At 75.6% G+C, this 18,476-nt stretch carries 20 protein-coding genes; 16 read left to right on the forward strand and 4 right to left on the reverse strand.

Annotated elements, in window-relative coordinates; translation table 11 throughout:
- The first annotated feature begins 105 nt into the window (after positions 1-105).
- The 11 genes from ACIBST_RS30580 (at position 106) to ACIBST_RS30630 (ending at position 12,806) form a co-directional block, all read left to right on the forward strand.
- On the forward strand, positions 106-633 hold the full coding sequence (locus ACIBST_RS30580) for an EF-hand domain-containing protein (protein WP_397176680.1): 528 nt from the start codon (positions 106-108) through the stop codon (positions 631-633).
- A gap of 170 nt (positions 634-803) precedes the next feature.
- Complete coding sequence (locus ACIBST_RS30585) at positions 804-2,006, forward strand: DegT/DnrJ/EryC1/StrS family aminotransferase (protein ID WP_397176682.1); 1,203 nt, start codon at positions 804-806, stop codon at positions 2,004-2,006.
- The gene (locus ACIBST_RS30590; protein WP_397176683.1) at positions 2,003-3,142 is read left to right on the forward strand and encodes a DegT/DnrJ/EryC1/StrS family aminotransferase; all 1,140 of its coding nucleotides are present in this window, start codon (positions 2,003-2,005) and stop codon (positions 3,140-3,142) included. The genes ACIBST_RS30585 and ACIBST_RS30590 overlap by 4 nt, the downstream gene beginning before the upstream one ends.
- Positions 3,139-4,065 carry a UbiA family prenyltransferase gene (locus ACIBST_RS30595; protein ID WP_397176685.1) on the forward strand — a complete coding sequence of 309 codons (927 nt, stop codon included), beginning with the start codon at positions 3,139-3,141 and terminating at the stop codon, positions 4,063-4,065. Before ACIBST_RS30590 ends, ACIBST_RS30595 begins: the two co-directional genes overlap by 4 nt.
- A complete protein-coding gene (locus tag ACIBST_RS30600) occupies positions 4,062-5,339 on the forward strand; it encodes a protoporphyrinogen/coproporphyrinogen oxidase (protein ID WP_397176686.1) in 1,278 nt (425 codons plus the stop codon). The genes ACIBST_RS30595 and ACIBST_RS30600 overlap by 4 nt, the downstream gene beginning before the upstream one ends.
- Positions 5,340-5,383: 44 nt before the next feature.
- The gene (locus ACIBST_RS30605; RefSeq protein ID WP_397176688.1) at positions 5,384-6,991 is read left to right on the forward strand and encodes an AMP-binding protein; all 1,608 of its coding nucleotides are present in this window, start codon (positions 5,384-5,386) and stop codon (positions 6,989-6,991) included.
- Positions 6,982-8,721, forward strand: coding sequence for a CoA transferase (locus ACIBST_RS30610; protein ID WP_397176690.1), 1,740 nt, complete (start codon positions 6,982-6,984; stop codon positions 8,719-8,721). Before ACIBST_RS30605 ends, ACIBST_RS30610 begins: the two co-directional genes overlap by 10 nt.
- The gene (locus ACIBST_RS30615; RefSeq protein WP_397176691.1) at positions 8,722-10,383 is read left to right on the forward strand and encodes a class I adenylate-forming enzyme family protein; all 1,662 of its coding nucleotides are present in this window, start codon (positions 8,722-8,724) and stop codon (positions 10,381-10,383) included.
- Complete coding sequence (locus ACIBST_RS30620) at positions 10,380-11,177, forward strand: class I SAM-dependent methyltransferase (protein ID WP_397176693.1); 798 nt, start codon at positions 10,380-10,382, stop codon at positions 11,175-11,177. Before ACIBST_RS30615 ends, ACIBST_RS30620 begins: the two co-directional genes overlap by 4 nt.
- Positions 11,177-11,605 (forward strand): carboxymuconolactone decarboxylase family protein, encoded by a 429-nt coding sequence (locus ACIBST_RS30625; RefSeq protein ID WP_397176695.1) that lies wholly within the window; start codon positions 11,177-11,179, stop codon positions 11,603-11,605. The genes ACIBST_RS30620 and ACIBST_RS30625 overlap by 1 nt, the downstream gene beginning before the upstream one ends.
- Before the next feature lie 25 nt (positions 11,606-11,630).
- Positions 11,631-12,806 carry a WD40 repeat domain-containing protein gene (locus ACIBST_RS30630; protein WP_397176696.1) on the forward strand — a complete coding sequence of 392 codons (1,176 nt, stop codon included), beginning with the start codon at positions 11,631-11,633 and terminating at the stop codon, positions 12,804-12,806.
- 4 nt (positions 12,807-12,810) lie between these two features.
- Here the strand turns inward: ACIBST_RS30630 and ACIBST_RS30635 are convergent, their stop codons facing one another.
- Positions 12,811-13,470, reverse strand: coding sequence for an SDR family NAD(P)-dependent oxidoreductase (locus ACIBST_RS30635; RefSeq protein ID WP_397176697.1), 660 nt, complete (start codon positions 13,468-13,470; stop codon positions 12,811-12,813).
- Between the two features lie 71 nt (positions 13,471-13,541).
- On the opposite strand from ACIBST_RS30635, the gene ACIBST_RS30640 reads away from it, so the two are divergent.
- Both ACIBST_RS30640 and ACIBST_RS30645 read left to right on the forward strand, forming a co-directional pair.
- Positions 13,542-13,925, forward strand: coding sequence for a MerR family transcriptional regulator (locus ACIBST_RS30640; protein WP_397176699.1), 384 nt, complete (start codon positions 13,542-13,544; stop codon positions 13,923-13,925).
- 13 nt (positions 13,926-13,938) lie between these two features.
- Positions 13,939-14,385: a pyridoxamine 5'-phosphate oxidase family protein gene (locus ACIBST_RS30645; RefSeq protein WP_397176700.1), complete on the forward strand. Its 447-nt coding sequence runs from the start codon at positions 13,939-13,941 to the stop codon at positions 14,383-14,385.
- Positions 14,386-14,397: 12 nt separating this feature from the next.
- On the opposite strand, the gene ACIBST_RS30650 is transcribed toward ACIBST_RS30645, so the two are convergent.
- Entirely contained in the window at positions 14,398-15,189 is a 792-nt protein-coding gene (locus ACIBST_RS30650) for a maleylpyruvate isomerase family mycothiol-dependent enzyme (RefSeq protein WP_397176702.1), read from the reverse strand.
- A gap of 97 nt (positions 15,190-15,286) precedes the next feature.
- Between ACIBST_RS30650 and ACIBST_RS30655 the strand changes: the two genes are divergently transcribed.
- Together ACIBST_RS30655 and ACIBST_RS30660 are read left to right on the forward strand one after the other, a co-directional pair.
- On the forward strand, positions 15,287-15,835 hold the full coding sequence (locus ACIBST_RS30655) for a TetR/AcrR family transcriptional regulator (protein ID WP_352326247.1): 549 nt from the start codon (positions 15,287-15,289) through the stop codon (positions 15,833-15,835).
- Entirely contained in the window at positions 15,819-16,238 is a 420-nt protein-coding gene (locus ACIBST_RS30660; protein WP_397176703.1) for a DUF5360 family protein, read from the forward strand. Before ACIBST_RS30655 ends, ACIBST_RS30660 begins: the two co-directional genes overlap by 17 nt.
- Here ACIBST_RS30660 and ACIBST_RS30665 read toward each other — a convergent pair.
- A complete protein-coding gene (locus tag ACIBST_RS30665) occupies positions 16,189-16,671 on the reverse strand; it encodes a VOC family protein (protein ID WP_397176705.1) in 483 nt (160 codons plus the stop codon). The two genes, ACIBST_RS30660 and ACIBST_RS30665, sit on opposite strands and share 50 nt — an antisense overlap.
- 87 nt (positions 16,672-16,758) lie before the next feature.
- On the opposite strand from ACIBST_RS30665, the gene ACIBST_RS30670 reads away from it, so the two are divergent.
- Positions 16,759-17,766: a helix-turn-helix transcriptional regulator gene (locus tag ACIBST_RS30670; protein ID WP_397176707.1), complete on the forward strand. Its 1,008-nt coding sequence runs from the start codon at positions 16,759-16,761 to the stop codon at positions 17,764-17,766.
- Here the strand turns inward: ACIBST_RS30670 and ACIBST_RS30675 are convergent.
- Positions 17,675-18,460, reverse strand: coding sequence for an alpha/beta fold hydrolase (locus tag ACIBST_RS30675; protein ID WP_397176708.1), 786 nt, complete (start codon positions 18,458-18,460; stop codon positions 17,675-17,677). The genes ACIBST_RS30670 and ACIBST_RS30675 overlap by 92 nt on opposite strands.
- Positions 18,461-18,476: the final 16 nt, after the last annotated feature.

An 18,476-nucleotide genomic window follows, 5' to 3' on the forward strand; every position in this document is an offset into this window, starting at 1 on the left:
ACAGTAGTGGGAACCACTCGTTTTCGAGCCCCACTAGAGGTCGCGTCCTTCCCCCTGATGATCCCCACCGACGGCGGGCGGGCGCGTGTCACGAAAGGACAGACAATGGCTGCGGGCACCAAGACGACCAGCCGGCTGGAAGAGCGCTTCCGGCTCTGGGACAACGACGGCTCCGGCGCGATCGAGCGCTCCGACTTCGAGAACGAGGCCGACGGCATCATCGAGGGCCTCGGCGTGCAGGGGACGCCGCAGGCACAGCAGCTGAAGCAGGCGTACCTGGCGATGTTCGACCACCTCGCGGGGGCGGTGGGCGCGTCGCGGCTCGACCAGGAGCAGTTCGTCCAGGCCGCCGAGCGCGAGATCATCAGCAAGGGTGACGCCGGGTTCGCCCAGGTCGTGCGCCCGACCATCCAGGCCATCGTCAACGTCCTCGACCGTGACGACGACGGCGAGGTCGACTCCTCCGAGATGGCCAAGTGGTTCGCGGCCATCGGGCTCGACGGCGAGGTCGCCGCCGAGGCCTTCCGGCAGATGGACACCGACGGCACCGGCAGACTCTCCGTCTCCGAGCTGGTCGACGCCGTCCGCGACTACCACCTCGGCAAGAACGACATCCCTCTGCTCGGCAGGTGACCTAGGCCCGAGCAGGCCGAAAGGGTCGCCCAGAGCCGCTGTCTCCGGGGCGGCTCCGCCGAGGGAGCCGTCCGGGGGCCTGGTCCCCGGGCGGCTCCGCCCGAAGAAGGGGCCGTCCGGGCCGCATCCCCGGGCGGCCCCGCCGCCACCACCGCATCAGGACGGGAACCTTGGAGAAAACGCTCTCTCCGCCCGGGGGATCGCCGACCCGCGCCGCCGCTCCCATCCCCTTCTTCTCCCAGGCCGCGACGTTCGACCGGCTGTGGAAGGAGATCCGCGCCGGGTGCGTCGACGTGCTGGACCGCGGCAGGTTCTCCCACGGCGCGAAGGTCGCCGAGCTCGAACGCCGGCTCGCCCTGTGGACCGGCGCCGCGCACGTCGTCGGCGTCAACTCCGGCACCGACGCGCTGGTGCTGCTGCTGCGCGCGGCCGGCCTGCGACCCGGCGACCAGGTCATCGTGCCCGCCTACAGCTTCATCGCGACGGCCAGCTCCGTCGTGCTGGCCGGCGGCGTGCCGGTCTTCGCCGACATCGAGGAGCACGGCCACGGCATCGACCCGGCCTCCGTCGACGCCGTGGCCGGCCCGCGCACCACGATGGTCATGCCGGCGCACCTGTTCGACCGCCTGGCCGACCTGCGCGGCGTGTGCGAGGTGGCCCGGCGGCGCGGCCTGATCGTGCTGGAGGACAGCGCCGAGGCCATCGGCATGCGGCTCGACGGCACGCACGCCGGGCTCGTCGGCGCGGGCGGCGTGCTGTCGTTCTTCCCGTCCAAGACGCTCGGGGCCATCGGCGACGCCGGAGCGCTGCTCACCGACGACGACGGCATCGCCGAGACCGCGCGGGCGCTGCGCCACCACGGCCGCGGCGGCCGCACCCTCGACCACTTCCCCGGCATCGCCAACCCCACGATCCTGCCCGGCTGCAACAGCAAGATGGACGACCTCCAGGCCGCCGTCCTGCTGGCCAAGCTCGCCAGGCTGGACGCCGACATCGCCCGCAGGTCCGAGCTGGCCACCCGCTACGACGCGCGGCTGCGCGACGTGCCCGGCGTGCTGGCCGTGCCGGGCGCGGCGCCGCCGCACCCGGGCGGCAACCGGGTCTGCTACGTCTACCTCGTCGAGGTCGAGTCCCGCGACGCCCTGGCGGCGCACCTGGCCGCGGCGGGCATCGGCACCGAGGTCTACTACCCGGTCCCGCTGCACCTCCAGCCCTGTTTCGCCCACCTCGGCCACGTCCGGGGCGACTTCCCGAGGGCGGAGGCGGCCTGCGCGCGGGCGCTCGCCCTGCCGCTCTACCCCGACCTGTCCGACGCCGCGGCCGACCGGGTGTGCGACGAGATCGAGGGCTTCTACCGAGGGCGGCGCGGATGAGCCGGGTGCCGTTCTTCGCCGCCGACCTGTTCGAGGCCGACCGGGCGACGCTGCTGCGCACGGTCTACGCCGTCGGCACCGGCGAGGCCCAGAAGTTCATCCTGGGCGAGCACACCGCCCGGTTCGAACGCGAGCTGCGCCACCGTCTCGGCGCGGCCGACGTCGTGGCCTGCTCCAGCGGCACGTCCGCGCTCACGCTGGTGCTGGCCGCCATGGACGTGGGCCCCGGCGACGAGGTCGTGGTGCCCGCCTTCGGCTGCGCCCCGCTGGCCGCCACCGTCGTCGGCGCGGGGGCGCGGCCGGTGTTCGCCGACGTCGACCCCGTGACGCTCACCGCCGACCCCGCCGCCGCCGAGTCGCTGGTCACCGGGCGGACGAAGGCGGTGATGCCGGCCCACATGTTCTCCGTCATGGCCGACATGCCGCGCTTCCGCGACCTGGCCGACCGGCACGGCCTGCGGCTGGTCGAGGACTCCGCGCTGGCCCAGGGCGGCACGCTGGGCGGGCGGCCCGCCGGCCGGTGGGGTGACGCGGGCGTCTACTCGTTCGTGCAGGTCAAGACGTTCGGCATGCCGGGGGAGGGCGGGGTGGTGATCACCGACGACCCGGCCCTGGCGGCGCACGTACGGATGCTGCGCAACCACGGCCAGGACGGCGCCCGGCGTTTCCACCACCGCCGCGTCGGCCACAACAGCCGCTTCGACGAGGTGATGGCGGCCTTCCAGCTCCACCGGCTCGCCGGCCTGGACGACCGCCTGTCGCGCCGGGCCGAGATCGCCTCCTACTACTCCCGGCGTTTCGAGCCCCTGGCGGAACGCGGGATCGTGGCGCCGCCCGTCGGAGGGGACGGGCGGTTCCCCTACGTCTACACCGTGCTCACCGAGCACCGGGACGCGCTGGCGGCCCACCTGGCCGCCCACGACATCGCCACCCACGTCTACTACCCGCGCACGCTGCCCGCCCAGCCGGCCTTCGCCCGCTTCGCCCCGCCCGGCGCGTCCTGGCCGGCGGCCGAGTCGGCCGCCCGGCGCAACCTGTCGCTGCCGCTGCACCCGCGGCTCGCCGACGCCGAGGTCGAACGGATCGCCGACGCGGTCTGCGCGTTCGCCCACGGCTCCCCGCAGGAGAACCCATGACCGACCAGGTGGTCACCCGCGGCCTCGGCCCCTACGCGCGGCTGGCCAAGCTCGACATCTACGACTACTACCTCGGCCTGCCGCTGGTGTGGTCGCTGCTGCCCGTGGCCGGGCGGTGGCAGCCGTACGCGGTGGGCCTGCTGCTGTCCGTGCTGATCGCCGAGGCGGCCGTGGTGGCCGCGATGGTCGGGTTCGACGACATCACCGGCCACCGCGACGGCAGCGACGCGGCCAACTACTCCTCCGACGCCGCCCGGCGCAGACTGGCCCGCAAACCGCTGGTCGCCGGCACGCTCACCGAGCGGCAGGCGCTGCGCTTCGCCTGGACGGCCACCGCGATCAGCGCCGTGCTCTGGGCCGCGGTCGTGGCCGCCGCCCCCCACCGGCCCGCCTGGGTGGTCGTGACGGCGGCGGCGTGCGTGGTCGCGGCCGTCCAGTACTCCTGGGGGCTCAAGCTCAGCTACCGGGGGTTCCAGGAGCTGTTCCTCGTCGGGCTCGGCGTGGGGTGGGTGCTGGTGCCGTACGGGCTGCTGACCGGGCAGGCGAGCGGGTTCGTGGCGGTGCAGGCGGTGCTCTTCGGGCTCGGGCCCATGATCTTCGGCCTGTACTCCAACACCAACGACGCCCGCGGCGACCGGGAGGCCGGGCGGTTCACCGTCGCGGCGCGGACGTCCCCGCGGGCCAACGCCGCCTTCGTCACCGCGGTGAGCGCGGCCGAGAGCCTGGTCGTGGTGTGGGCCGTGGCCGCCGGGGTCGCGCCCTGGTGGTTCCTGGGCGTGCTCGTGCCGCTGGTCTCCCTCCGGGTGACGCAGCTCGTGATCGGGTTCGTCCGCGGGGACGTGCTGCGGGCCCGGCGGGTGGCGATCCGCACCCACCGCGTCACCGTCGGCGTGCTGATCCTGGCCAACCTGGTCCTGGCATGAACGTGGACGTCGCGGTGGTGGGCGCCGGGCCGGCCGGCCTGGCGGCGGCGTACGAGCTCAACCGGGCCGGGCTCGCGGTCCGCGTCCTGGAGGCGGCCGAGGCGGTGGGCGGCCGGATGCGGACGCTGCGGGCGCGGGGCTGCCTGATCGACACCGGCGCCGAGATGCTGCCGTCCGCGGACGGCTACCCGGCCACCTGGCGGCTGATCAGGGCGCTCGGCCTCGACGCGGCGGCCGTGCCGAGGGTGCGCGACGCCGTCGGCGTGTGGCGCGACGGGCGCGTCCATCCGCACGTCGGCCGCCCGCTCGGGCTGCTCACCGGCGCGGGCCTGCCGCCGCGCGCCCGCCTCGACCTGGCACGCCTGCGCCTGCGCCTGGCCCGCGGCGGTCCGGGCCCGGAGGCCACCGTCGCCGACCTGGTCGGGAAGTACCATCCCGACCTGCGCGCCTTTCTCGTCGAGCCGCTGGTCGCCGGGTTCTTTGGCTGGGACGCCGGGCGCTCGTCCGCCGCGGTCTTCGCCGAGCACCTGACGACCGCCGGGAGCACCGCCACCTGGCACACCTACCGCGACGGCATGGACACCCTGGCCAGGGTGCTCGCCGCCGGGCTCGACGTGGTCACCGGGCACGAAGTGACAGGGGTGGTCCCGTGCCCGGGAGGGGTGCGGCTGGAGTCGCCGCGGGGGAGCGTGAGCGCGCGGGCGGCGATCCTGGCCGTGCCCGCCCCCGTGGCGGCCCGGCTGCACCCCGGCGCCCCGCCGGAGGAGCGGGCGTACCTGGAGGCGTGCACGTACGCGCCCATGCTGCGGCTCAGCCTCGTCCTGTCCCGGCCGGCGGCGCCCGGTTGGCGCGGGTTCGCCACGCTCGTGCCCGCGGCCGAGGACCCCGTCCTCAACGTGATCACCGTCGACCACCACAAGCACCCGGGCCGGGCCCCCGCCGGTACCGGGCTCATCTCGCTCATCACCTCGCCGCAGGGCACGGCCGCGCTCATGGGGGAGCGCGACGAGAAGGTCGCCGACCAGCTCGTCGGGCGCGCCGAGCGGTTCGTGCCCGGCCTGGCCGGCCGGGTGGCCCGCTTCCACGTGCACCGCTTCCCGCACGGGCTGCCGGAGGCGACGCCGCGGGCGGTGGCGCTGCGGGCGGCGTTCGAGGGGCGTCCCGGGGCGGCGGTCGACTACGCCGGCGACTGGGTCGCCCTGCGGCCGTGCAGCGAGGGCGCGGTCGCGGCGGGGGAGCAGGCCGCCGCGCGGGTGCTCGCCCGCCTGTCGTAGCCGCCCGCCCGCCGGGGCCGCCCGCCTGTCAATGACGTACGCGCATGGAGAGAAAGCAGATGGCCTTCTTCACCCGGCCCATCGAGTTGGGCACCCTTTTCGACGACCTCGCCGAACGCGGACGCAGGACCGGCGTGCACGTGAGCCGTCCCCTGGACATCGCCCCCCACCTCGGCACCGACCTGGACCTGCCGGACCTGGCCGAGCTGGTCAGGGAGGCGGCCGGCTGGCTGGCCGCCGCCGGCGCGCGCCGGGGCGACCGGGTCGCCGTCGTCAAGCGCAACCACTGGGACTACGTGCTGCTGTCCTGCGCCGCCGCGCGCATCGGGGCGGTGCCCGCCACGCTGTCCGCCGACCTGCCGCCCGACGTGCTGGAGATCCTGCTCAAACGGCTGGAGCCGGCGCTGCTCGTCACCGACTCCGCCCTGGCCGCCCGGCCCGGTGTGGCCGTCCACGCGCCGCGCACCCTGATCCTCGACGGCACGGCGAAGGGACTGCTGTCGCTGGACGACGTCCGCGGCTGGGCCGTGCCGCCGGTGCACCGGCCCGCGCTGGACGACCCGCTGGCCGTCATGCACACCTCGGGGACGACCGGGGTGCCCAAACTCGTCGTGCACTCCACCCGGACGCTGCTGCGCCGCCTGGCCGGGTTCGAGGCCCACCGGTGGCCGGTGCTGGGCAGCCGTCCGGACGACGTGGTGGCGAGCGCCATCTCCTTCGCCCACGGCCGGGCCCTGGCCTGGACCGCGAGCGTGCTGTGGCTCGGCCCCGCCAAGGTGCTGGCCGTCTCCGCGCCCGGCTGGGAGGAGGCCGGCCCGTTCCTGGCCCGGCACCGGCCCACGACGCTGGAGGCGCTGCCCTCCACGTACGTGCGATGGCAGCGGCGCACGCTCGGCGAGGCCGGCCCGTTCGCGCGGGTGCGCCTGTACATCAGCACGTTCGACGCCGTGCACCCGCCCACCGTGCGCGCCTTCCTGAACGCCACCCGGCGCCGGCGGCCGGTGTGGATGCAGGGCTGGGGGCAGAGCGAGACCGGGCCGCTGACCTTCCGCCTGCTCACCCGCCGGTCCATGGCCGACGACGACGGCCGCCACCCCACCACGCGCGACCTCGGACGTCCGGTGCCCACGCGGACCCGGCTGCGGGTGGTGGACCGCGAGACGTTGCGTCCGCTGCCGCGCGGCGCGACCGGGCTCGTGGTCTGCCGCACCAAGGCCCTGTGCCTCGGGTACGTCGGCGAGCAGGAACGGTGGCTGGGCAAACGGCTCGGCGGGTGGTGGCACACCGGGGACGTCGGGGCGCTCAGCCGTACCGGCCGGGTGCGGTTCGTGGACCGGGAGACCGACACGATCCCCGGCGCGAGCTGCGTGGAGCTGGAGGACGTGATCGACGACCGGCTGCCCGAGGTGCTGGAGTGCGTGATCCTGGGCGTCCCCGGGCGGCCTTCCGTGCCGGTCGTGGTCACCGAGGACGGCGGCCTCGACCGCGACGCGTGGCGGCGGGCCGTCGCCGACCTGCCCGAGCTGGCCGACCCGGTCGTGATCACCTGGGAGCAGGTCCCCCGCACCGGCACGGGCAAGGTCCGCAGAACGGCGCTGCGCGAGCTGCTGGGCGAGACTCCCGACACCTACGGCACCGGGCGGTGGACGTGAGGACGGGGTCGCGGGCCGCCGGCCGGTCCGTCGCCGAGCGGGAGGCGGTCGCCTGGCCGCTGGCGGGCGTGGTCGTGCGGGCGCGCGGCGAGTCGGTCGCGTTGCGGGTGGCCGTCCAGCGGTTGTGCGCGCTGGGCTGCGAGGTCAGGTTCGACGGCGCGCCGCCGCCGGACGGGGCGCCCGCCGGGTGGCTGGGGGTCGCGTCCGCGCCGTTCGGCAGGCCGGGGGAGGCGCTGCCGGAGTGCGGGATCGGCTGGTCGGGGCCGGTCGGGGTGACGATGGCGGACGAGCGCGACGTGCAGGCGGCCTGCGGGATCGCCCACGTGCACGGGCGGGCCGCCGGAGGGCCGAGGGCGCTGCGCCTGGACTACGCGTCGGTGTGCGCGGGGGTGCTCACCGCCCAGGCGGTCACGGCGGTCCTGCTCGCCCTGCTGCGGGGCGGGCCCGCGCTGGCGGCGCGCACGTCCGTCGCGCAGGCGGCGCTGCTCGCGCTCACCCAGTACATCGCCGTCGCCACCTGTGAGCGCTCCGACCCGCCCCTCTCCGCGGGACGCGCGCCGTCCCCGGGAGAGGGACGGGTGCCGCCGTTCCGGTCGGCGGACGGGGTGCCGTTCGAGATCGAGACGTTCGACGCGGAGCGCTGGCGGCTGTTCTGGGACCTGCTCGGCGCCGAGCCGAGGGCCGCGGCGGCGGGCTGGCCGCCGTTCCAGCAGCGGTTCGCGACGGCGACCTGCGCGCTGCCGGCCGGGCTTGGCCGGACGGCCGCCGCCGCCGGTTACCGGGACGTCGTGGCGGCCGCCGCGGAGGCCGGCGTCAGCGTGCTGCCCGTACGGGACGCCGACGCGCCGCTGGCGCCCCCGCCCGCCTCGCCCTGGCGGCTGCGCGCGCTGGCCGAGGCCGCAGGGGAGCCGTCCGTCCTGCCGCCGCTCGACCGGGACGCCCGGGGCCCGCTGGCCGGGCTGCTCGTCGTGGAGTCCACCAACCGGGTGCAGGGGCCGCTGGCCGGGCACGTGCTCGGCCTGCTCGGCGCGGACGTCGTCCGCCTTGAGCCGCCCGGCGGGGACCCGCTGCGCGGCGTGCCGCCGATGGCGGGGCCGACCTCGGCCCGGTTCCTCGCGCTCAACCGCGGCAAACGCGCCCTCGAAGCCGACCTGAAGTCCGCCGCCGGACGCCGGGCCGCCCTGCGCCTGATCGCCTGCGCCCACGTGTTCCTGCACAACTGGCCGCCCGGCCGGGCCTGCTCGTACGGGCTCGACCACGACGACCTCGCGCCCGTCCGGCCGTCCCTGGTGTACGCGCAGGCCGGGGGGTGGGCCGAGGCGTTGCCCGCGCCGCAGCCCATGGGCACCGACTACCTGGTGCAGGCCTACAGCGGGGTGGCGGCGCGGCTGGCCGGACCCGGCGAGCAGCCCGCGCCGTCCCTGATGACGCTCACCGACGTGCTGGGCGCGCTGATCAGCGCAGAAGCCGTCGTCGCGGCGCTGGTGGCGCGCGCCCGCACCGGCGCCGGCGTGCGCGCGGGGACGGCGCTCATCGACGCGGCCCGCCTGCTGCGCGCCACCCCGTCCGGGACGCCGCCGGCCGGCCGGGAGGCCGCCTCCGTGACGGATCTGGCCGCCATGGCCGACGACCCCGCCTTCGACCGGGTGCTCGACCGCACCCCGCAAGCCGCCTACAGCCGTGCCCCCTGGACGTTCGCGCCAGCCCCCCACCACGAGGAGGCCCTCTGAATGCGTACCGAACCCCTGCCCTGGACGTCGGCCAACGGGATCGTCCTTGCCGACCGCGTGCCCGCGGGCGTGCGCGCGGCCTGGACCGCCCGCGGCCTGTGCCCCGGCCTGGACCTGTACAGCCTGTTCAGCCGGCACGTGCGGCGCACCCCGGAGCGTGAGGCGGTCGCCGACGAGACCGGCTCGCTCGACTTCGCCGCGCTGGACGCCCGCGTCCGCCGGGCCGCCGCCGCGCTGGCCGCCGCCGGGCGGGGCACGGCCGACATCATCGCCGTCCTGCTGCCCAACGGGCGCGACGCGGTGGTGGCCGAGCTGGCGGTGGCCGCCGTCGGCGCGGTGGCCCTGCCCATCCCGCACACGCGGGGACGGCGCGACATCGCGGGCCTGCTGAACCGGTCCCGGGCGGCCGCGCTGATCACCGTGCCCGAGCTGGCCCTGGGGTTGCGGGCCGGGCTGCCGTACCTGGAGCAGACGTGGACGTTCGGCCCGCCCATGCCGGGTACCCGATCGCTCGACGAGGTGGCCGGGCAGGACGTCCGCGCGTGGCGGCCCGCGTGCCCGGACGCCGAGTGGCCCGCCCGGATCCTGCTCTCCTCCGGCACCGAGTCCGAGCCCAAGATGGTCGCCTACTCCCACAACGCCATGGCCGGCGGCCGGGGCGCCTACCTGCGGGCCGTGCTGGGCGAGGACGGGCCCACCCGCAACCTGCTGCTGGTCTCGCTGGCCTCCTCGTACGGCTCCTGCGGCACCTCCGTCCTGCTGGCCCGGCACGGCGGCACGCTGATCCTGCGCGCCCGTTTCGACGCCGCCGACGCGTTGCGCGCCGTCGAGCGGCACCGCCCCACCCACCTGTACGGCGTCCCGACGATGCTGCGCCGCATGGCCGACTCGGCGGCCGAGGCTGACCTGTCGTCGCTGCGCCGCGTCGTCAGCAGCGCCCAGCCCCTGCACGGCGAGGCCAGGCAGGCGTGCGCCCGCCGCTTCGGCGTGCCGCTCGTCAACGTGTACGGCTCCACCGACGGCGTCAACTGCCACACCGGCCGCGCCCCGGACCGGTGGGCCCCCGGCCTGGCCGGAACCCCGGACCCCGCCGTCGCCGAGATCACCATCCGGGACGCCCAGGGCGAGCCGGCGCCGCCGGGCGAGCCGGGCGAGATCTGGGCACTCGGGCCGATGACCCCCCTGTGCTACGTCGCCGCCCCCGACCTGGACGACCGCTACCGCGCCCCCGGCGGCTGGGTCCGCACCGGCGACCTGGGCCGTCTCGACGCCGACGGCACGCTGTGGGTCCTCGACCGGATCAAGCGCGTCGTGATGCGCGGCGGCCTCAGCATCTCCCCGGCCGAGGTGGAACGCGAGCTCAGCGCCCATCCCGACGTTGCCGACGCCTTCTGCGTCCCGGTGCCGGACGACGACCTGGGGGAGCGCATGTGCGCCTGCGTGTCGCCGCGGCCCGGCGCCAGACCGCCGTCCCCGGCCGAGCTGATCGTCTACCTGCGCGAGGAACGCGGCCTGGACCGGCGCAAACTTCCCGAACGGTTCCTCTGGCTGCCCGAACTGCCGCTCGGACCGACCGGCAAGGTCTGCGCCGCCACCCTCACCCGCCTGGCCGCGCAGTCGGCGGTGCCCGTCCCGCGCAGCCCGATGAGGAGCGGCCGATGAGCCGGACCGCCTACGTGTTCGGCGACCGCCGCGACCACGTCGCCGAGCAGCACCGCTGCCTGGAGCTGGCCTACGACCCGATGACCATCGAACGCCTGGCCGAGGCGGGCGTCGGGCCCGGCATGCGGTGCCTGGAGGTGGGCGCGGGCGGCGGCAGCGTGGCGGAGTGGCTGGCCCGCCGCGTCGGATCGGCCGGGAGCGTGCTGGCCACCGACATCGAGCCCGCCTTCGAGCCCGTCGCCCCCCGGCTGGAGGTGGTCAGGCACGACATCGTCCGCGACCCGCTGCCGGAGGCCGCGTTCGACGTGGTGCACGCGCGGCTGGTGCTGCTGCTCCTGCCGGAGCGGCTGGCCGTGCTCGACCGGCTCGTCCGGGCGCTGCGGCCGGGCGGCGTGCTGCAGCTCGACGAGTTCGACATCACCTACGGCCCCGGGCTGCTGACGCCCGACCCGGCCTCGGCCGAGCTCTACGAGACGTTCATGCAGGCCAAGATCCGCGTGATGACGCGCGCCGGGGTGGACGTGGCCTGGGGACGTCACGCGGCGGCGGCGATGCGGCGCGCCGGGCTGACCGGCGTCGACCCCAGGCCCCGGGTGGAGCTGTGGGACGCGCGCTCGCCGGGGGCGCGGCTGGTCGCCCACCACACCAGGCACCTGCGCGACCGGTTCGCCGAGGAGGGCCTGACCGACCGGCAGCTGGCCGACGTGCGCGCGCTGCTGGCCCATCCGGACTTCCGCGCCACCTCGTGCGTGACCTACTCCGTGCAGGGCCGCCGTCCCCTGGAGGTGGCGTGATGCGCATCGACCTGCACGGCGCCGCGCCCGGCGTGCACGCCGCGATGGCCCGCTTCGACGCCGCCGCGAGCCGGGAGCTCGATCCCGCGCTCGCCGAGCTCGTCCGGGTGCGGGCCTCGCAGCTCAACGGCTGCGCGGTCTGCCTCGGCATGCACACCCGCGCCGCCCTGGAGGCGGGCGAGGACGCCGAACGCCTGCACGCCCTCGCCCTCTGGCGCGGCAGCACCCTGTTCACCGGGCCCGAACGCGCGGCGCTGGCGCTCACCGAGTCGATGACCAGGATCTCCGAGGCCGGGGTGCCGCAGGAGGTGTTCGACGCCGCCCGCGAGCACTTCGACGAGACCGCGCTGGCCCACCTGCTGTGGACGATCGCCGCCATCAACGTCTGGAACCGGGTGGCGATCGCCGCCGGTCCGCCCGCCGGATAGGCGGCGGCTGTGGCACGATCGAGGCATGCGATCCCGTACGGAGGTGGCCTTAGCGCTGATCGTGCTCACGCTGACCGCCGGTTGCGCCGACCCGGCGACCCAGCGGGTGTCCCTGATGAACGACCCGTCCCCGCCACCGTCCGCCAGCCTGGCGCCGGCCATGCCCCGCGTCGCCACGGACTCCCCGGCCGTCGGGCCGACGCCGGTCCCGTCCGGGCCCACTCCGAGCGCGACCGGGCCGGTCATCCCGACGGGGGCTCCGGTCGCCTCGCTGGCCGAGCCCATGGCGACGGGTGCGCCCCTGAAGGCGGCCGGCCCGCCGCGCTTCTTCGTCACTGTGGGGGCGCCTGGTGTTTCGTCCGGCCCCACCCCGAGTGGGGAGCCCGCGCAGGTGCCGCCCGTCGTGAACGACGCCGCCACCGGCGCGTTCGTGGCGGCCGTGCCGCGGCCCAAGGCGGGCCCCTCCGGCTGGGAACTGGTCGCCGCCGCGCCGGACAACCGCACGTTCGCGCTGGCCGGGGGGACCGTCGGCAAGCCGTTCCGGTTCTTCCTCGTCCGGCTGGACGAGAACGGGCAGCCGGGTGAGCCGCGGCTCGTGCCTGAGGTCGAGCCCGAGCTCGATCGGGTCGTGACGCTGGCCCTGAGCCATGACGGCACCAGACTCGCCTACGCCTGTGACGTCGCCGGAGGCGGCGCCAAGGTGGCCGTCCTCGACGTCGCCACCGGCCGGCGCCACGAATGGATCACCTACGGCAAGCTCATGGGTCTGGCCTGGGCGCCGGACGGGCGCCGCGTGGCGACAACTGGGCTCGGATGGGGGATCGGCCTGCTCGATCTGGCCGCCGGAGGGTCCGACCTGCGGAAGGCGTCGCGGCTGCTCCGATCGTCCATGGAGGTGCCGCTGCCGCAGTCGATCGCCTTCACGCCCGACGGCGGCGCGCTGCTCTACACGGCCGGGCACAACGTCGACCGGCTGTCTCTGGACGGTGGGGAGCCGCGGCTCGCGGCACGGCCGGAGGTGCCGCAGGGCGCGCCGCCGGGTCTGCGGTTCAGCATCGACGGCAGCGGCCGGCACCTCATCTACACGCACGACTGGCGCGCCTACCGGATTGCTCTCGCCGACGGTTCGGCGTCTTCGATGCCGATCGACACGGGGAGCACGCAGCCGAGAGAGGGGCGATCGGCGGTCGTCGCCTGGTGAGGGGTCAGGTGCCGAGGTGCTGGGCCTCGTGTTGCCACTGGTCGCGGGGCTGGGTGTGCAGGCGCCAGTAGTGCTCGGCGATGTCGTCGGGGTCGAAGGCGGTGCCGGGGGCGACCACGCCGCCCACGGTGACGCCGGCCACGTGCACGCCGTCCGCGCCGTACTCCTGGTCGAGCAGGGTCACCAGGGTCCGGACGCCGGCCTTGCCCAGTGACAGGCTCACGTAGCCCGGCTTGGGCTGCGGCATGCCGCCCGTGACGATGAACGTGCCGCCGCCGCGCCCGGCCATCCCCGGCGCCACGTGGGCGGCGGCGGTGAGCGCCCCGACGACGTTGACCGCGTACGCGTCGAGCTGGGCCCGCGCCGGCAGCTCCCCGGGCCGGTCGGCCTGGACGATCGCGGCGTTGTAGACCACGACGTCGGGCGGCCCCAGCTCGGCGGCCGTCTTGTCGAGCGCGGCGCGCAGCGCGTCCTCGTCGGCGCTGTCGGCGATCGCCGTGGCGACCGGCACCCCGTAGGCGGACAGGGACGCCGCCGCCGACTCCACCGTCCGCGCGCTGCGCGCGATCAGGCCGACCGGCAGCCCCTCGGCGGCGAACCGGCGCGCCACCGCCTGCCCGATCCCCGGCCCCGCCGCGATGATCACTGCTCCGGACACCTTCATCTCCCATCTGTAGTGGCGACAATGGGGACGATAAAGGGTCACATCCATGTGAAGGTCAACCCGGAGGCTCCATGCGAATCGGCGATCTCGCCCGGCAGACCGGAGTGAGCCGCAGGCTGCTGCGCTACTACGAGGACCAGGGCCTGCTCAAACCGCTGCGCCTGCCGAACGGCTACCGCGAGTACGCCGAGACCGACGTCGCCGAGGTGCGCCACATCCGCGCGCTGCTCGACGCCGGCCTGCCCACGTCGGTCATCACCAGGGTGCTGCACTGCGTCCACGACGACGGCGCCGAGATGGTGCCCTCCTCCTGCCCCGAGATGATGGCCAACCTCAACCGCGAGCGCGCCCGCATCAGCGGCGAGATCAGCCGCCTGGCGGCCTCGCGGAAGGCGCTCGACTCCATGCTCGCCATCGCCCGCGAGCCTGCAGAAGGGCGGCGTCCGCCCAGGTGAGAGGATGGACGGCATGGATCAGGGGGCCATCCGGACGATGAGTCGCGAGGAGTGCCTGACGCTGCTGTCCACGGTTCCGGTGGGGCGGGTGGCGTGGGCGCGGCCGGGCGGCACGATCATCGTCCTGCCGGTGAACTTCACGCTCGACGCCGACACCGTCGTGTTCCGGATCCCGCCGGGCCGCATCCTGGAGGCGATCGAGCACCGCGTGCCGATGGCGTTCGAGATCGACGACATGGAGCCGGCCATGCGCACCGGGTGGAGCGTGCTGGTGACCGGCGTCGCGGAGGTCGTCCGGGATCGGGAGGAGGCCGGGCGGCTGGAGCGGCTGACCGGCGCGCCCTGGCCGGAGCTGGCCGATCCGGTGCTCGTCCGGCTGCCGTTGCACCGCGTCTCCGGGCGCCGGCTGCCGCTGCACCCGGGCGGGGTGGTGGTCGAGCGCCTCGGCGAGGAGGCGTGAGGCCGCGGCGGCTCACACCGGTGGGACGAGCGTGAAGTAGCGGTCGAGCAGGGCCCGGTCGCCGCGGACGTCGAGCCGGTCGGCGGGCAGCCGGTGCCACAGGTGCAGCAGCAGGTCGGAGGCCGTTCCGGCCACCTCGACCGCGGCCTTCGAGTCGCCGGTGAGCCGGACGTCGTCGCCGTCGAAGCACACCGCCCACACCCCCGGCCCGTCGCTCTGGCGGAACAGGTAGCGCTCGCCCGCGCCGGGCGGGGCCTGGGTCCAGGACCGGCGGGCCGGGGCCATCACCTCGAAGACCTGGGTGACGGCGTCGGCGGCGAACGCGGCGTCGATGGGGGCGGCGGCGCCGAGCGCGTTCTCGGCGTCCCAGCGGTGGACGGCCGCCTCGATGGCCTGCATGCGCTGCCAGAACCCGACGGTCTGCGCGGCGGACCACGTCCAGGCGGGGTCGCCGGGCGAGGCGGCGGCGAAGAGCGCGGCGAGCCGCGCGGCGCCTTCGGCGAACCAGTCGAGCACGGCCGGGGGCACCGGCCCGGTGTTGGGGGCGCGGTCGGGGTGGGGCCAGTCGCCGAAGTCCGCCGGCAGGCCGAGGACGGCGAGGTCGGCGGGGTCGGGCAGCCCGGGAAGGCGCTCGTCGATGACCGCGTGCACGTGCCGGTGCACCGCGCCGAGGTGGATGACCAGGTCGGCGACCGACCACCCGGGACAGGACGGCACGAGGGGCGCGCCGCCCGACGCGGTCGCCCGCCGTGCGGCCGCCTCGAACGCCCGCACCTCTCGCTGGAAGTGCGCGACATGATCCATGGGCTCGCTCCGATCAGCTAGGTGCGGACGTCGGATGACGTTATGCGCGGGACGGAACGGCTCGAAACTGTACCGGTCAGCCGGTACAGTAACGGCCATGCCACGACCCAGTTCCAAGGACCGGCTGCTCGACGCCGCCGCCGACGTGCTGCTGACGGAAGGCGCGGAGTCGCTGACGCTGGAGGCGGTCGCCCGGCGGGCGGGCGTCTCCAAAGGCGGCCTGTTCTACCACTTCCCGACCAAGCAGGCCCTGGTCGCCGCCATGGTCGCGCGGCTGACCGACGCCTTCGACCAGGCGCTGGCGGCGGCGGGCGGCCGGCCGGGCGACTTCCTGCGGGCCTACGTCCGGGCCACGATCCCCGAACGGCACACCGCCTCCGTCCCGGCCGACCGGGTCACCGTCGCGCTCCTGGCGGGCGTGCTGGTCGACCCGGCCGGGCTGGAGCCGCTGCGCGAGCGGTTCGCCGCCTGGCAGGCCCGGCTGGCCGACGACGGCATCGACCCGGCCGCCGCGACCGCCGTCCGGCTGGCGGTGGACGGGTGGTGGGCCGCCCGCCTGCTCGGCCTCGGCGAACCCGGCCCCGGCCTGCACGAACCCACCCGCCGCTACCTGATGGAGGCCATCGACCGTGCTGCGCGCGACTAAGGCGTTGATGGTGCTGACGGACCTAGGCTTCGTGGCCTACTTCACGATCACCGGTCTCGGCCTGATCCCGCCCGAGTGGGCCTTCGCCGACTATGCCGATCCGCTGATGGCCGACTGGAACTGGTCGTTCCTCTGGATCGACCTCCTGGCCAGCGCCACCGGCCTGACCAGCCTGGGGCTGCTGCGCCGGCGCTCGCCCGCGGGCGAGCCGCTGATGCTGGTCTCGCTGGTGCTGACGGCGGCCTCGGGGCTGATGGCGATCGCCTTCTGGACGCTGCGCGGCGACTTCTCGCCCGCCTGGTGGATCCCCAACCTCTACCTGCTGATCTTCCCGCTGCCGGCCATCGCCGCGCTCACCGCCCGGGGAAGAAGTCCGCGCCCTGGACGTATTCCATCGCCTTGACGAACCCGGGGTCGGTCAGGCGGCGCTCGGCCTCCTCGGCAGAGACGTCCTCGACGCGGGTCTGGAACCACCACAGGTTGCCCCACGGGTCGCGCACCCGGCCGACGAGGTCGCCGAAGAACAGGTGCGTGACCTCGGTGACGGACGTGCCGCCCGCCTCGACCGCGCGGCGGTGGGCGGCGGCGGCGTCCGGCACGTACAGGCGCAGGAAGGCGGGCGTCGAAGGCCATTCGGGCCGGGCGTCGAACATCATCACCACGGCGTCCCCGATCCGCACCTCGGCGTGCTGGACGTCGCCGTCGGGGCCCGTCACCCGGCCCAGCTCGACGGCGTCGAAGGCGGCCCTGAGCCAGTCGATCAGCCCGGCCGTGTCCCGCGAGATGATCCACGGCGTCACGGTGGTGTAGCCCTCGGGGATGGGGTTGACGGTCATGAGGTGCCTCCTCGTTCGGTGCGTCGAGACGACATTAGGAGGCCAGTAGGTCAACTTCCGTCCTACATCGGCGGCATTCTTGGACGCATGACGTCCTTGCGGTTGCTGAGCCTGCTGTCGCTGCTCCAGACCCCGCGCGAATGGCCGGGCGGCGAGCTGGCCGAGCGGCTCGGGGTCAGCCGCCGCACGGTCCGGCGCGACGTCGAGCGGCTGCGCGATCTCGGCTACCCGGTGGTGGCCACCATGGGCGCGGACGGCGGCTACCGGCTGGTCGCGGGCGCGGCCATGCCGCCGCTGCTGCTGGACGACGAGGAGGCCGTGGCCATCGCCGTGGGCCTGGTCACCGCGGCCCGGCATCCCGTGCAGGGCATCGAGGAGGCGTCGGTGCGCGCGCTGGCCAAGCTGGAGCAGGTGCTGCCGTCCCGGCTGCGTCACCGGGTGGCCTCGCTGGGCGCGGCGACCGTCCCGCTGCCCGGCGCCGAGGGGTTCGACGTCGATCCCGGCCGGCTCACGACGCTGGCCATGGCCGCCGCCAACCGCGAACGGGTGCGCTTCCGGTACCGGGCGGCCGACGACGCGCAGAGCGCCCGGCTGGTGGACCCGTACCGGCTGGTGGCGGCCGGGCGGCGCTGGTACCTGCTGGCCCACGACCACGACCGGGACGACCGGCGGCTGTTCCGCGTCGACCGCATGGACGACGTACGGGCCACGGGCGCGCGGATCACCACGACCGAGCCGGCGGACCCGGCCGCGTACGTCGCCGCCAAGCTGTACTCGGGCGCGCCCACGTACGAGGCGGTGGTGACCCTGCACGCGCCCGCCGAGGCCGTGGCCCGCGCGATCCCCGGCGAGCTCACCCCGCTGGACGCGGCCACCTGCCTCCTGCGCGCCTCCGCCGACACCCTGGACTGGCTGGCCTTCCGGCTGATCGCGCTCGGCTGCGAGTTCGAGGTGCACGAGCCGCCCGAGCTCGTCGCCCGTCTTCAGGGGCTGGCCGCCCGCCTCACCCGCGCGAGCGCGCCAGGAACTCCAGCACCAGCGGGCTCGCCACCTCGCGGAACTCCTCGAAGTAGGCGTGCCGCGCCCCCTCGATGAGCCGCAGCTCCGCCCCCGGGATGCGCCCGGCCAGCAGCGGGGCGTTGGCGGCCGGGTTGAACACGTCGTCGGCGCCGTGCACGACCAGCGTCGGCGCGGCGATGGCGGGCAGCACGGCCCAGGCGTCGTGCCCGGCGCTGGCGGCCAGGTGGCGGCGGCGCGCGTGGGCGGGCATGCCCGGATCGCCGACCGTCCGGTACGGCCCCGGATGCGTGGCCAGCCAGCTCGGCGTGTACATCAGCTCCAGCAGCGCCCGCCCGGCGGCGGCCCGGTCCGGCTGCGCGAGCGCCCGGCGCACGTCGGCGCCGCGTTCGAGGCCGTGGACGCCGCCGGGCGAGGTGCAGCCGAGCACGAGCGCCCCCACCCGGCCGGGGTGGTCGGCGGCCAGCCACTGGGCCACCCGGCCGCCCATCGACGTGCCGTAGACGTCGGCGCGGGCGACGCCCAGCTCGTCGAGCACGGCCAGCACGTCTTCCGCGAACCCGCGGGTGGTGTAGGGCTCGTCGGGCTTGTCGCTGTCGCCGGTGCCGCGGTAGTCGAAGGTGATCGTGCGGTGGGCGCGGTCGAAGTCGTCGCGTACGGGGTCCCACCAGCGGTGGTCGTTGGCCTGGCCCTGGAGCAGCACGAGCGCGGGGCCGCTGCCGCGGACCTGGTAGGACAGCTTGACGCCGCCCGTCGTCATGGCGAAAGGCACGCCTTCGATGGTGCCA

It is taken from the genome of Nonomuraea sp. NPDC049684, from assembly GCF_044465345.1.
GTDB lineage: Bacteria > Actinomycetota > Actinomycetes > Streptosporangiales > Streptosporangiaceae > Nonomuraea.